The following is a 12,697-nucleotide window of genomic DNA, read 5'->3' on the forward strand; positions in this document are numbered from 1 at the left end:
ACGGCCGAGCACGGCTACCGGCTGAGCCGAGCGAACTTGGCCACGGCCAGCGGGAAGAACACCGCGATGATGGCCACCGGCCAGAGCACCGCGAGGAGTTGGGCGTGCTCGGCCGCCCAGGAGCCGGTGGCGCCGCCCGGATTGCCGAACAACTCCCGTACGGCGGTGGCCGTGGCGGACATCGGGTTCCACTCGACCACCGTGCCCAGCCAGCCCGGCATCGACTCGGGGGTGGCGAAGACGTTGGAGAGGAAGCCGACCGGCCAGACCAGGATCTGGACCGCCGCGACCATCTCCGGCCGCCCCGCCACCATGGCCAGCAGGATGCCGACCCAGAGCATCGCGAACCGCAGCAGGAGCAGCAGCCCGAACGCCCCCAGCGCGGCGGCGGCCCCGTGGTGCCAGCGCCAGCCGACCGCGTAACCGACCCCGGTCATCACCGCGAGCGCGGCCGTCGACTGGAGCATGTCCGCGGCGCTGCGGCCGACCAGGACGGCGCCGGGGACCATCGGCATCGAGCGGAAGCGGTCGATGACGCCCTTGCCGAGGTCCTGGGTGACCGCGAGCATCGTGCTCTCCAGGCCGAAGGCCATGGTCAGCGCGAGCATCCCGGGGACCAGGAACTCCGTGGGGTCGCCGTCCACGCCCCGGCCGCCGCCGACCAGATACGTGAACATCAGCAGCAGCATCACCGGGAAGACCAGGCCGACGAGCACCTCGACGGGCTGCCGGGCCCAGTGCGCCAGTTCGCGGCGGGTCATCGTCCAGGAGTCGGCCAGTGCCCATCCCCAGCGGGAGGGCGCCCCGCCCGGTCCGGCCGCCGTCGTCGTCGCCGCGCTCATGCCGCCACCTCCGCCTTCTCCGCCTTCGCCGTCTTCTCCGTACGCCGTTCGCCGGCGGGCTGTCCGGTCAGCGACAGGAACACCTCGTCCAGGGTGGGGCGGCGCACCGCGATGTCCTCCGCCTCGATGCCCGCCTCCTCCAGCACCCGTACCGTCCGCGCCAGGGCCGCCATCCGGTCCGGGGCGGGCGCGCCGATCCGCCGCCGGTCGGCGTCCAGCACCAGGTCCGCGCCGCCGAGCAGGGCGCCCGCCTCCACCAGCCGGGACGCGTCGCGCAGGACGATGTCGATCCGGTCGCCGCCGACGAGGGCCTTCAGCTCGTCGGGGGTGCCCTCGGCGACCGCCCGGCCGTCGTCGATGAGGGAGATCCGGTCGGCCAGCTGGTCCGCCTCCTCCAGATACTGCGTGGTCAGCAGGACCGTGGTGCCGCCGCCGACCAGGGACCGCACCGCGTCCCACACCTCGGTCCGGCCGCGTGGGTCGAGGCCGGTCGTCGGCTCGTCCAGGAACAGCACGTCCGGGTCGGTGATCAGCGACGCGGCCAGGTCGAGGCGCCTGCGCATGCCGCCGCTGTACTGCTTGACGGCCTTGCGCCCGGTGTCCGCGAGGCCGAACCGCTCCAGCAGCTCGTCCGCCCGGCTGCCCGCCCGGCGTGCGCCCAGGTGGTACAGCCGCCCGAACATCTCCAGGTTCTGCCGCCCGCCGAGCTGCTCGTCCACCGCCGCGTGCTGGCCGAGCAGCCCGATCCTGCGCCGCACCTCGCCCGCCCGCTCGCGGACGTCGAGGCCGGCCACGGTCACCCGGCCCGCGTCGTGGCGCAGCAGCGTCGACATGATCCGTACGGCGGTGGTCTTGCCCGCCCCGTTGGGGCCGAGCACTCCGTGCACGGTGCCGCTGCCGACGGCCAGGTCCAGTCCGTCCAGGGCGCGCTTCTCCCCGTACCGCTTGTGCACGCCGTCCATGACGATCGCTTCGGTCACGTTTCCCGCACCCTCCTGTAGTCAAACTTGACTAGGAGGTCGAAGGTAAACCCGGATCCATCATTCGTCAAACTTGATTAGTCGCGGTCTCCGGGGTGGGGAACACCCGTGGCGTAGGGGTTCTCCTCGTCATCGGCGAGCAGCCCGACGAACGGGTCACCCTCGTCGGCGAAGGTGTACGCGCCACCCTCGATGCGGGCGATCAGACCCCGGGTCCACTCCGCCCCGGTGTCGGCCGAGTGCACCCAGAGGTTCATGATCTCGCCGATGTGGCCGAGGGATTCGGGGCCTTCCTCGGGGGTGTAGTACTCCGTGACCGACTTGCGCCACTCCTCCATGCCCTCGATCCGCTCCCTGAGCAGCGCGACCGCCTCCGCCCGGGGCAGGTCGACGATGAAACCGATGGCCGCCGAGAGGACGTCCATGTTCTGGTCGTAGGAGCGGATGGCGTCACGCAGCAGGCGGCGGCACTCCGCCAGCCCCTCGTCCGTGAGCTCGTACTCGGTGCGCGGCGGGCCGCCCGCCGTGGAGGGGGCCGTCTCGTGCGCGAGGAGCAGTCCCTGCTTCGCCATCTGCTTCAGGGCGTGGTAGATCGACCCGGGCTTGGCGTTGGACCACTCGTGCGCGCCCCAGTACTCCAGGTCGTTGCGGACCTGATAGCCGTGTGCGCGGCCGTGCATGCGCACGGCACCGAGGACCAGCAGTCGGATCGCGGACATGACACCCAACACCCATCTTCCTATTCAACTTTGACTAGGGTAGCCCGCCCGCTTGCGTTCGGCCGGTCGGTGTGCCCTCACGCGTACGGCCGGGGCCAGCACCGCGGCGACGAGGCAGCCGGCCGCCAGCGCGGCCCACACCACGTCGTACGTGCCGAAAACGTCCCGCGCGGTGGCCCCGAGGAACGCCGAGGCGCCCGCCCCCAGCTGGTGGGCGGCGTTCGTCCAGCCGAAGACGACGGGGCCGTCGTCCCCGTACACACGGCGGGCGAGCTCGATGACGGGCGGCACGGTCGCGACGTCGACGAGTCCGTAGACCGCCACGAACAGGAGCATCGGGGCCGTGACCGTGGAGGTGAACACCAGGGGCAGCGCGAGCAGGGTGAGCGCGCGGACGGCGAAGCAGACGGTCAGCAGCCGGCGCGGGTCGAACCGGTCGGTCAGCCAGCCCGCCAGCAGCGCGCCGAGGGCGGAGAAGACCCCGACGAGGGACAGCAGCGAGGCCGCCGCCGTGGCCCGCATGCCGTGATCATGCGCGGCGGGCGCCCAGTTGGACCACATGATGCCGTTGGTCGACGCCCCGCAGAGGGCGAACACCCCGGCGAGCAGCCAGAACGGACCGGTGCGCGCCGCACGCAGCAGCACCCTCAGCGCCCGCCCGGCCGCCCCGGGGACCGGCGGCGGCCGGGGAACGAACTCCGTTGCCCCGTACGGCTTCACACCCACGTCCGCCGGGTGGTCGCGCAGCAGCAGGAACACCAGGGCGGCGACCGCCAGGGCCACGAGCGCCAGCGTCACCACCGGCGGGCGCCAGCCGAAGCGGCCGACGGACCAGGCCAGCAGGGGCAGGAAGAGCAGCTGGCCCAGGTGGCTGGAGGAGCTGAGCGCACCGGTCACCAGGCCGCGCCGCCGGTCGAACCAGCGGGCGGTGATCCCGGCGGCGAACGTCATGGTCAGGCAGCCGCTGCCGAGGCCGATCAGCACGCCCCAGTACGCGACCAGCTGCCACGGCCGCGTCATGACGCCGGTGAGCAGTGCCCCCGCCGCGACCAGGAGCAGCGCGCCCATGACGACGCGGCGGGCCCCGATCCGGTCCATCAGCGCCGCCGCGAACGGGGCGGTGAGGCCGAACAGCACCATGTTCACCGAGGCGGCGAGAGCGATCTGCCCGCGCTCCCAGGCGTACTCCTCGTGCAGGGGCGTCACCAGCAGACCCGGCACGGTGGTGAACGCCCCGGCCGTGACGATCGCCGCGCCCGCGACGACGGCCATCAGCCAGGCACGGTGGATCCGGAAGGGCCGGCCGGAGGGCGGGGCGGACGGGGATACCGAGGTCGAAGGGGCCATGGGTTCAGCGTCGCGAGCGGGGCCCGCCCCCACGAGTGTCCAGATGGACCAGGTGCGCAAAGATATGGCCATGACGGTCTTCACCCACCCCGGGCGGCACCGCGTCGCCGTGCTCGCCCGCGCGGTCCTGCTCCCCATCGAGCTGGGCATCGTGCACCAGCTCTTCGGCCAGGCCAGGCAGGGGGCCTCGGCGGACGGCGAGCCGCTGTACGAGGTCGCCACCTGCTCCCTGTCGCCCGGGGACGTGCGCACGGACGGCGACTTCACCGTGGCCGTCCCGCACGGCCCCGAGGCGCTGGCCGAGGCCGACACCGTGATCGTCCTGTCCTCGTACGAGGACTACGTCCAGGAGACGCCGGCCCTCCCGGCCCCGCTGGCGGAGGCCTTCGCGCTGATCCGGCCCGGCGTCCGGACGGCCTCGATCTGCACCGGAGCGTTCGTGCTGGCCTCGGCCGGGCTGCTCGACGGCCACACGGCGACCACCCACTGGCGGTACACGGAGCTGTTCGCCCGGCTCTTCCCCCGGGTCGAGCTGGACCCGGACGTGCTGTACACCGACGGGGGGACCGTGCTGACCTCGGCGGGCTGCGCCTCCGGGATCGACCTCTGCCTGCACATGATCCGCCGCGACCACGGAAGCGCCGTCGCGAACGACGTGGCCCGGCGCACGGTCGTGCCGCCCCACCGCGAGGGCGGGCAGGTCCAGTACATCCGCCGGCCGGTGCCGGAACGGTCGGCTCCGGGGACCTCGGCCGCCCGTGCGTGGGCGCTGCGGCGGCTCCAGGACCCGATCACACTGGGGCAGCTGGCGGCCAAAGAGTCGATGAGCGTGCGGCACTTCACCCGGCGGTTCCGGGACGAGGTCGGCCTGACGCCCATGAACTGGCTGACCCGGCAACGTATCGAACTGGCCAGGGAGTTGCTGGAGGAGTCGGACGTGCCCGTCGAGCAGGTGGCCGCGCGCGCCGGGCTCGGCACGGCGGCCAATCTGCGCCACCACTTCCACACGGCGCTGGGCGTCTCGCCGAGCGCCTACCGCACCACGTTCCGGGGGCCGGGGAACTGACGAGGGCGCACGCCCCCGTCAGAATGGGAAGACCGAGCGGCCGTGCTGGATCGACATCCACCGCTGGGTGGTGAACGCCTCGACCACGGCCTCGCCGTTCAACCGCCCCACCCCGGACGTCTTCTCGCCGCCGAACGCGACCAGCGGATCGTCCTGCACGGTGGAGTCGTTGACGTGGAACATCCCGCTGGCGATCCGCTGCGCGAACTTCACCCCGCGCTCCGCGTCCCGGGTGTGCACCGCGCCGCTGAGCCCGTACGGGCTCTCGTTGACGATCCGCACGGCCTCCTCCTCGCCGTCGAACGTCATCAGCAGGGCCACCGGGCCGAGGATCTCCTGCTGAAGCAGCGGGGAGTCCTCCGCGAGGCCGGTCAGGAGGGTCGGGCCGACGACGTTGCCGACGGTCCGGCCGCGCACGAGCGCCGTCGCGCCGTCCGCGACCGCCCGGTCCACCAGGGCGTCCAACGCGTCGGCCTGGAAGGCGTTGATGACCGGTCCGATCCGGGTCTCCGGGTCCCTCGGGTCCCCGGTCTTCAGGGCGGCCACCTCGGCGGTGAACCGTTCGGTGAACTCCGCCGCCACCGACCGGTCCACCAGGATCCGGTTGGCCGCCATGCTGACCTGCCCCTGGTACAGGAAGCGGCTGAAGACGGCCGCCCGGACCGCGTAGTCGACGTCGGCGTCCTCCAGCACCACCAGGGCGCTGTTCCCGCTCAGTTCGAGGATGGTCCGCTTGAAGCCGCCCGCCGCGGTGGCCGCGATGTGCCGGCCGACCCGGTCCGATCCGGTGAACGAGATCACCTTGGGCACGGGGTGCTCGATGAACGCGTCGCCGATCTCCGCGCTGTCGGTGATCACCACGTTGAGCAGCCCGGCCGGCAGCCCGGCGTCCTCGAAGATCCTCGCTATCAGACCGCCGCCCACGACGGGCGCGTTCTGATGGGGTTTCACGACGACCGCGTTGCCGAGCGCCAGGGCGGGGGCGACGGACTTCATCGTCACCAGGAAAGGGAAGTTGAAGGCGCTGATGACGCCGACGACGCCGACGGGCAGCCGGTAGAGCCGGTTCTCCCGGCCGTCCCCCACGGCGGGCAGCAGCCGCCCGGTGGGCCGCAGCGCCTGGCGGATCGCCTCGCGCAGGAACTCGGTCGCACCCCGGACCTCGTACTGGGCCCGCAGCCGGGTGCCACCCAGTTCGTCGATGATCGCCTCGACGATCTCCTCCGCGCGTTCACCGGTGACGCGGAGCGCGCGTTCGAGGACGGCGCGACGCTCGTAGGGATTGACGGCGGCCCATTCCCGCTGGGCCCGCTCGGCGGCCCGGTAGGCCCGGTCGACCTCCAGCGCGGTGGCCACGGTGACGGCGGCGAGTTTCTCACCGTTGTAGGGATTGAAATCGATGATGTCCCACGAGCCGCTGCCGGTCAGCCACTCGCCGTCGATGTACTGGTGGGCCAGTTCATGGAAGAAGGACATGCAATCCCTTACTGCAGGCGTTCGCAGACTCCTGATGCGACGTCATCGTACTGAGAAATTACGCCAGTTGGAGTAGACCGCGCAGAAGATCCCGGCTGTCTTCCGGTGTGGGGCTGTCCTGGGCGAGACCCGCCATGGCCTTTTCGTACTGCGCGACTTCCTCGGGCTTGTCCAGATAGAGCGCGCTCGTCAGCTGCTCCAAATAGACAATGTCCGACAGGTCGGATTCCGGGAATCGCAGCATCGTGAACGATCCGCTCTCGCCGGCATGACCGCCGTGACTGAAGGGCATGACCTGGAGCGTGATGTTCGGCTGCTCCGACATATCGATCAGATGCCGCAATTGGGCACGCATGACGTCGCGTTCGCCGTACGGGCGGCGCAGCGCGGCCTCGTCGAGAACGGCGTGGAACGTCGGGGCGCGCTCCGAGACGAGGGCCTTCTGGCGCGCCAGCCGCAGGGCCACCCGGCGGTCGACCTCGGCGGGCGAGGCTCCGCGCATCCCGCGCGAGACGACGGCGTGGGCATACGCCTCGGTCTGCAACAGCCCGTGCACGAACTGCACTTCATAGATACGGATCAGGGAGGCAGCACCCTCCAGACCGATGTACGTCTGGAACCAGCCGGGCAGCACGTCTCCGTAACTGTGCCACCAGCCCGCCACGTTGGCCTCACGGGCCAGCCCGAGGAGGGAGTCGCGCTCCGCCTCGTCCGCGACCCCGTAGAGCGTGAGCAGGTCCTCGACGTCCCTGGCCTTGAAGCTCACCCGTCCCAACTCCATGCGGCTGATCTTCGATTCGGAGGCCCGGATCGAGTAGCCGGCCGCCTCACGGGTGATTCCGCGCGACTCCCGCAGTCTCCTGAGCTGAGAGCCCAGGAGGATGCGCCGCACCACCGATCCACTCGACTCGCCTGCCGACACTGGTCCGACCCTCCCCATCGCCTACCTGGCATCCGGAGCCCCCCAACCCCAAGAGCCGGATTCTGCCACCAAAACGCTTCAGCCCGTACTCATTCGATTACGGAAATGGGAAGACGTCCAGAAAGCTCCGAAACTGACCCCGGGAAGAAATACCCCAGAACCACCACGGTATCGGGCAGGTCCGGCGCGTGCACGTGCATCTGCCCTTGCATCTGCTCTGCGCATTCGGAACCATGGTCCTCGCGCACCTGCGTGCTCGTGTTGTGCCGCTGTACCCCCCGCAGTACCGCTACAGGCAGTGCCGCTACAGCCGCGAATCCCGGGAGTGCCTCGTATGGGGACGAATGGATCGACGATGCTCGAGCCGTTACGGCAGGGGCTTCCCCCCACCGACCCCTCAGGGGTTGCCGGATCGGCGTCCTGCGCTCTGCCCGCACGCTACGAAGCGGTCGGCGGGGCACGGAAGTTCACCCGGTCGACGCTGGAGCGATGGGAGCTGGGCGACCGTTTCGACGATGTCGCCCTGGTGGTGTCCGAACTCGTCACCAACGCCCTGCGCCACGCGCTGCCCGGCGATCCGCCCCGGGAATTGACGGACCCGCCGGTGCGACTGCATCTGATGCGCTGGACCTCGCGACTGGTGTGCGCCGTGCGCGACCCCAGCCGGGAGAGCCCGGTGGCGGGCGAGGCGGCGGATTCGGCCGAATCCGGCCGCGGACTGTTCCTGGTGGAATGCGTCAGCGACAGCTGGGGCTGGCACCCCTCTCCCGTACAGCTCGGAGAACTGCCTTCGGGCCCGCTGTACGGCAAGGTCGTCTGGGCCCTTTTCCGGCTCCAGGAGAGCCCGAAGCCGGGTTCGTGAGTGCCCCGGTCCGGCCCGTCATGGGCCGGACCGCGCGTCAGGCGCCGGCGGCGAGGTGGTCGAACTCGCCGTCCTTGACGCCGAGCAGCAGCGCCTCTATCTCCGCGGGCGTATAGACGAGGGCGGGCCCGTCGGGGTGACGGGAGTTCCGCATCGCCACATTCCCTCCGGGCAGCCGCGCGAACTCCACGCAGGATCCCTGGGAGTTGCTGTGCCTGCTCTTCTGCCAGACGACTCCGCGAAGCTCTGTGGCCGCCATGCCGTTGTACACGTGGTGCACAGGACGCTCCCCGAGTTGCAAGGTGCAAGTGTCAACTAGCTCGGATCATAGCTCTGTTCATATGCCAATGCATGAGCAGATGCACGTGCACGCCGGGTGTTCCTTTGATTACAGGCTTTTCCGCCCCGGTCGCGCCCTCCGGGAAGAGAGACGAACGGCACGCCTATTTCGCTCCCGTTCAAGGGAGTTGATCGTCGCGGACCTTGGTAACGTGGCGCGGTCTTTCGACCGGAAAACAGCAAGGGGGAACTCCACGTGACCAGATCTCTACGCACCGGTGCCGTCGCGGTCGCCGCTCTGGCCGCCTCACTGGCGCTGACCGCATGCGGCGGCGACGGCGCGAGCAAGGATTCCGGCGCGGATTCCGCGGCGAGCGCGACGCCCGGGAGCGGCGGCGGCAACGGTTCCGAGGAGTCCGCCGGCAGCGGCGCCGTGGACGCCGCGGCGCTGGAGGGCACCTGGGTGGGGCTGACGGACGCGAAGAACGTCACCGTGTCCATCACCGCCCGCAAGGTCGCCCTGGTCGCCGATCAGTCCGTGTGCCAGGGCGATGTGAAGGACATGGGCGGCGAACCGATGCTGGCGCTGAAGTGCACCGGCGGCTCCACCGACCGCACGATGGGCGCGATCGACTCCGTGGACGGCACGAAGCTGGTCCTCTCGTGGGACGGCGGCGTCAAGGACACCCTCGCCAAGGCCGACCCGGGCAAGCTGCCGAGCGGCATGCCCTCGCTGCCCGACCTCGGGGACCTGCCCGAGGTCCCCGCCCCCTGACGCCCGCCGCGCCCCGACGCCCGCCCGGGGCCGCTCAGCCCTCGGCCAGCGTGCTGCTGACCCGGGTGGAGCCGCCCCGCTCGTCCAGGGCCCGGGTGAACTCCTCCAGCGCGTCCAGGAGCAGCGCCGCGCCCCGGCGCACGACCGGGTCGCCGAGCGGCGTCGTGCCGTCGTCCGTCGGGGTGGGCATGTCCCAGTGGGCCACCGCGTCCACCACCGGCTGCCAGTCGGGCAGCCGCCGCTCCCGTACCGCCTTGGCGCCCTTCTCGGTGGCCCCGCGCAACGCCTCGGCCAGCTGGGCGGCGCCGGGCACCGGGTCGGCCGACCGGGCCGGCAGATGGGCCTCCAGGACCATCGCGGACCGGCCCAACTGGGCCAGCGCGTGCTGGGCGTCGGTCGCGGCGGCCCGGGAGATGCCCCGGTGGCGTACGGGTTCGTGCTGGGCGGTCGCCAGCGCCTCCTGCCACGCCACACGCGCCTCCCGGGTGGCGATCAGGGCGTCCCGGACGTCCTCGGCGTCCCGGGAGGCGGGGTCCGCGTACCGGTCGACGACCGTGGCCGCGTACCGCCCGTCCGCCACCAGCCACTCGGCCAGCCGGTTGCGCAGCCGCGGGGTCTCCCAGGCCGGGTAGACGGCGTACGAGATCATCGCGAGCAGTCCGCCGACGAGCGTCAGGACGATGCGCTCGGTGACGGTCTGGGACCAGTCGTCGCCGGCCAGGCCGAGCAGGAAGACGACGTACGCGGCGACGCAGACCTGGCCGACCGCGTAGCCGGTGCGCATCAGCAGGTACATCAGCCAGGCGCAGATCACCGCGAGGAGCGCGGAGAGCCGGGCGTCGGGACTGGTGGTCTGCACGACGGCGGTGGCGAGCCCGACGCCGACCAGGGTGCCGCCGAAGCGTCCCGCCGCGCGGGCGTACGTCTGGGAGAAGTCGGGCCGCATCACCATGACGGCGGTCATCGGGGCCCAGTAGCCGTGGCCGAGCGGCACGGCCTCGCCGACGAAGTACCCGGAGACGGCGACCACCGCGACCCGGATGGCGTGGCGCAGGATCGGCGAGTTGTGGTGCAGCTCGCGGCGCATCGCGGCCAGCACCACCGGGACCAGCTTCAGCAGCGTGGGCCGGTGCCGGGTGTCCGGGGCGAGGTCGGTGGGGACGCCGCTGTCGGTCCCGGTGCCCTCGGCGATCTCCAGGACGTCGTCGAGCAGGGCCGCGAGCCGGTCGGCGGCGCGGCGGGCGGGGCCGACGAGGATCACGTCGTTGTCGGGGGTCTTCAGGACGCCCAGGTCGGTGGCGGAGAGATGGACGGGTTCGCCGTGCCGGACGGCCCGCGCGGCGGCGTCCAGGACCGATCCGGCCGCGCCCAGCAGCTCGTTCACCCAGAGCCGCTCAAGACCGTCGCCGGGCACCCCCATCGCCGGGTCGGCGAGCGAGGCGAGCACCGGGCGCAGCCGCTCGGCGACCCCCCGGGCCCCGTGCAGTTCGGCGGGGCGGCGGCGGGCCTCCCGCGGGGTGACGGCGGCGGCGCTGCGGGCGGTCATCAGGGGCAGCGGGTCGAAGGGGGCGACCGGGTCGAGCCGCAGGCGGCGGGCGTAGTCGGCCTCGGCGGCCAGGGCGTCGGCGAGCGCGTCGCGCTGGGCACCCCATCTGCGGACCGGGAAGAGGACGATGAGGGCCGCCTGCACGAAGCCGCCGAAGGCGATCATCCCCGCGTGGGCGGCGGCGTCCACGACCGAGGTGGGCAGGGTGATCGTCACCAGCATGATCGCGACGTTGGACGCGGCGATGATGCCGCCCGTGGGGCCCGCCGCCCAGGCCAGTCCGGCGAGGAAGGTCCAGGCGCCGAGGAGGCACAGGAACAGCACGACGTGCGCGCCGCTGACGTAGCCGACGAACGTCGAGACGGCGAGGCTCACACCGGAGACGAGGGCGAGGACGGGGCGGGGCCGCCAGCTGCGCTGGAAGGTCGCGATGGCCGCCTGGAACGCGCCGAACGCGGAGCTCGCCGCGATCTCCGGCCCGAACAGCACGAGGCTGACCCCGACGACGAGGGCGAGGCCGGCCGCACCGCGAAAGGCGATGAGGGGTTCCAGCCTCTGCCGCTCGATCTCCAGCCCCGAGCGGGCGGTCTCCTTCAGCGCCCGGAGCCAGCTCATGGGCCGAGCCTAGCCGCAATCCGGGACAAGCCCGACTTACGCCATGATTTCGCCGTCGGGTCCTCGGGGTGCACCGCCCGTGTGGGCCCGGTCGGCCGCCTCGGTGCCGTGCGTCCAGCCGTCCAGGTCGGTGACGCCGCGGACCCGGGATGTCGTGGTCCTCGGGAACATCCGCCCGGCGGTTTCGGTGACCGCGACGTCCCGGGCGGCCAGCACCGGCAGCAGCTCGCCGGCCGGGACCGCGTCGGCGCCGTCCGCCGCCGCGGTGACCCGCTCGGCGCCGTCGGCGAGCCGGCGGCCGAGCCGCTGGGCGTACCCCATCCAGAACGCCTGCCGGAAGGTCTTGGTCCGCTTGCGTCCCCCGGCGCGCTGCCCGGCCTCCGCCCGGGTCATCGCGGCCGTCCCCTGGACGAGCAGCGAGGTGAACAACAGCTCGACGGCCTCCAGGTCCGGCTCGAAGCCGACGACCGTGGTGAAACGGAGATCGTCGTTCCACACGGCCCGGCAGCGGTTCGCGGAGGCGACGGCGTCCAGCAGGATCGCCTTGGCGCTCTCGTACGGGGGCTCCACCCCGATCCGGCAGGCGCCCGGCGTCTCGCGGCTCCGCGTCCGGGCGGCGAGGAGGGCCTCGTCGATGCTGTGCCGGGCCATCAGCTCCTGCGCCTTGGTGGTCAGCGCCTCGGCCTCCTCCGGGAAGCCGGTCGCCTCCGCCTTCGCCAGCAGCGCCCGGATCCGGGTGAGCATGCGGGGCTCGTCGGCGGCGGGCGGCCGGTGCAGGTGATCGGCGGCGGCGCCGGGCGGGGCCCCCACGGGCTCGATGGCGGGCAGCCGCAGCAGCAGCCGGTACAGCTCCAGCAGGTCACCGGCGTAACGGAACCGGTCGGGGCGGTTGCGCGGTACGGGGGCGGGCAGTTCGGCGAGCTGCTGCCGCCAGCGGGGCGGAAGCTCCGCGTACCGGGCGGTCTCGGCGGCGATCAGGGTCGCGGCCAGCGCCGCCCGCCGCTCGTCCAGCTCGTGGCGGACGAACCGGACCAGGTCGGCCGGGTGCCAGCCCCGGTCCCACGCCCGGCGCACGAACTCCTCGCCGCGCCTGTGCGCCTCCGCGTCCGCCTCCGGGGCGGCGGCGAGCAGGGAGGCCCCGGTGTCGAGGGCGGCGTCACCCTCCACGTAGAGGGCCGCCGCGCACGCCCGGTCGATCACCGATTCCATCCGGCCAAGGGTAGGCGCACCGCCCGCACCGCCCGCACGCCCCTTTTACGAAAGCAACG

Annotated in this window: 12 protein-coding genes; 3 read left to right on the forward strand and 9 right to left on the reverse strand. The window is 72.2% G+C overall.

What is annotated here, in order from left to right; translation table 11 throughout:
• Window positions 1-14: 14 nt before the first annotated feature.
• From ACIQRW_RS21220 to ACIQRW_RS21235, 4 genes are all read right to left on the reverse strand, one after another.
• The gene (locus ACIQRW_RS21220; RefSeq protein WP_403762483.1) at window positions 15-842 is read right to left on the reverse strand and encodes an ABC transporter permease; all 828 of its coding nucleotides are present in this window, start codon (window positions 840-842) and stop codon (window positions 15-17) included.
• On the reverse strand, window positions 839-1,822 hold the full coding sequence (locus ACIQRW_RS21225) for an ATP-binding cassette domain-containing protein (RefSeq protein WP_403762486.1): 984 nt from the start codon (window positions 1,820-1,822) through the stop codon (window positions 839-841). Before ACIQRW_RS21225 ends, ACIQRW_RS21220 begins: the two co-directional genes overlap by 4 nt.
• 77 nt (window positions 1,823-1,899) lie before the next feature.
• Entirely contained in the window at window positions 1,900-2,541 is a 642-nt protein-coding gene (locus ACIQRW_RS21230; RefSeq protein WP_403762488.1) for a PadR family transcriptional regulator, read from the reverse strand.
• Between the two features lie 24 nt (window positions 2,542-2,565).
• Window positions 2,566-3,888: an MFS transporter gene (locus tag ACIQRW_RS21235; RefSeq protein WP_403762491.1), complete on the reverse strand. Its 1,323-nt coding sequence runs from the start codon at window positions 3,886-3,888 to the stop codon at window positions 2,566-2,568.
• A gap of 64 nt (window positions 3,889-3,952) precedes the next feature.
• Here ACIQRW_RS21235 and ACIQRW_RS21240 point away from each other — a divergent pair, with 64 nt between their 5' ends.
• Complete coding sequence (locus tag ACIQRW_RS21240; RefSeq protein ID WP_403762494.1) at window positions 3,953-4,954, forward strand: GlxA family transcriptional regulator; 1,002 nt, start codon at window positions 3,953-3,955, stop codon at window positions 4,952-4,954.
• An 18-nt stretch (window positions 4,955-4,972) separates the two neighbouring features.
• On the opposite strand, the gene ACIQRW_RS21245 is transcribed toward ACIQRW_RS21240, so the two are convergent.
• Window positions 4,973-6,430 carry an aldehyde dehydrogenase family protein gene (locus tag ACIQRW_RS21245; RefSeq protein ID WP_403762497.1) on the reverse strand — a complete coding sequence of 486 codons (1,458 nt, stop codon included), beginning with the start codon at window positions 6,428-6,430 and terminating at the stop codon, window positions 4,973-4,975.
• A gap of 58 nt (window positions 6,431-6,488) precedes the next feature.
• Window positions 6,489-7,352 carry a helix-turn-helix domain-containing protein gene (locus ACIQRW_RS21250; RefSeq protein ID WP_403762499.1) on the reverse strand — a complete coding sequence of 288 codons (864 nt, stop codon included), beginning with the start codon at window positions 7,350-7,352 and terminating at the stop codon, window positions 6,489-6,491.
• Between the two features lie 355 nt (window positions 7,353-7,707).
• Between ACIQRW_RS21250 and ACIQRW_RS21255 the strand changes: the two genes are divergently transcribed.
• Window positions 7,708-8,214, forward strand: coding sequence for an ATP-binding protein (locus ACIQRW_RS21255; RefSeq protein WP_403762502.1), 507 nt, complete (start codon window positions 7,708-7,710; stop codon window positions 8,212-8,214).
• Window positions 8,215-8,251: 37 nt separating this feature from the next.
• On the opposite strand, the gene ACIQRW_RS21260 is transcribed toward ACIQRW_RS21255, so the two are convergent.
• Window positions 8,252-8,494: a DUF397 domain-containing protein gene (locus tag ACIQRW_RS21260; protein ID WP_003968242.1), complete on the reverse strand. Its 243-nt coding sequence runs from the start codon at window positions 8,492-8,494 to the stop codon at window positions 8,252-8,254.
• Between the two features lie 255 nt (window positions 8,495-8,749).
• Between ACIQRW_RS21260 and ACIQRW_RS21265 the strand changes: the two genes are divergently transcribed.
• On the forward strand, window positions 8,750-9,268 hold the full coding sequence (locus ACIQRW_RS21265; protein ID WP_403762506.1) for a hypothetical protein: 519 nt from the start codon (window positions 8,750-8,752) through the stop codon (window positions 9,266-9,268).
• Window positions 9,269-9,302: 34 nt separating this feature from the next.
• On the opposite strand, the gene ACIQRW_RS21270 is transcribed toward ACIQRW_RS21265, so the two are convergent.
• Together ACIQRW_RS21270 and ACIQRW_RS21275 are read right to left on the reverse strand one after the other, a co-directional pair.
• Window positions 9,303-11,429: an FUSC family protein gene (locus ACIQRW_RS21270; RefSeq protein WP_403762509.1), complete on the reverse strand. Its 2,127-nt coding sequence runs from the start codon at window positions 11,427-11,429 to the stop codon at window positions 9,303-9,305.
• A gap of 36 nt (window positions 11,430-11,465) precedes the next feature.
• Window positions 11,466-12,638: a DUF2786 domain-containing protein gene (locus ACIQRW_RS21275; protein WP_403762511.1), complete on the reverse strand. Its 1,173-nt coding sequence runs from the start codon at window positions 12,636-12,638 to the stop codon at window positions 11,466-11,468.
• Between the last annotated feature and the right edge of the window lie 59 nt (window positions 12,639-12,697).

Source organism: Streptomyces sp. NPDC091287, assembly GCF_044768525.1.
In the GTDB taxonomy this organism is placed as follows: domain Bacteria; phylum Actinomycetota; class Actinomycetes; order Streptomycetales; family Streptomycetaceae; genus Streptomyces.

Coding starts and splice junctions, on each gene's coding strand:
- ACIQRW_RS21235 (WP_403762491.1), bottom strand. CDS start 3,888: ATGGCCCCTTCGACCTCGGTATCCCCGTCCGCCCCGCCCTCCGGCCGG.
- ACIQRW_RS21245 (WP_403762497.1), bottom strand. CDS start 6,430: ATGTCCTTCTTCCATGAACTGGCCCACCAGTACATCGACGGCGAGTGG.
- ACIQRW_RS21240 (WP_403762494.1), top strand. CDS start 3,953: ATGGCCATGACGGTCTTCACCCACCCCGGGCGGCACCGCGTCGCCGTG.
- ACIQRW_RS21230 (WP_403762488.1), bottom strand. CDS start 2,541: ATGTCCGCGATCCGACTGCTGGTCCTCGGTGCCGTGCGCATGCACGGC.
- ACIQRW_RS21220 (WP_403762483.1), bottom strand. CDS start 842: ATGAGCGCGGCGACGACGACGGCGGCCGGACCGGGCGGGGCGCCCTCC.
- ACIQRW_RS21255 (WP_403762502.1), top strand. CDS start 7,708: ATGCTCGAGCCGTTACGGCAGGGGCTTCCCCCCACCGACCCCTCAGGG.
- ACIQRW_RS21275 (WP_403762511.1), bottom strand. CDS start 12,638: ATGGAATCGGTGATCGACCGGGCGTGCGCGGCGGCCCTCTACGTGGAG.
- ACIQRW_RS21270 (WP_403762509.1), bottom strand. CDS start 11,429: ATGAGCTGGCTCCGGGCGCTGAAGGAGACCGCCCGCTCGGGGCTGGAG.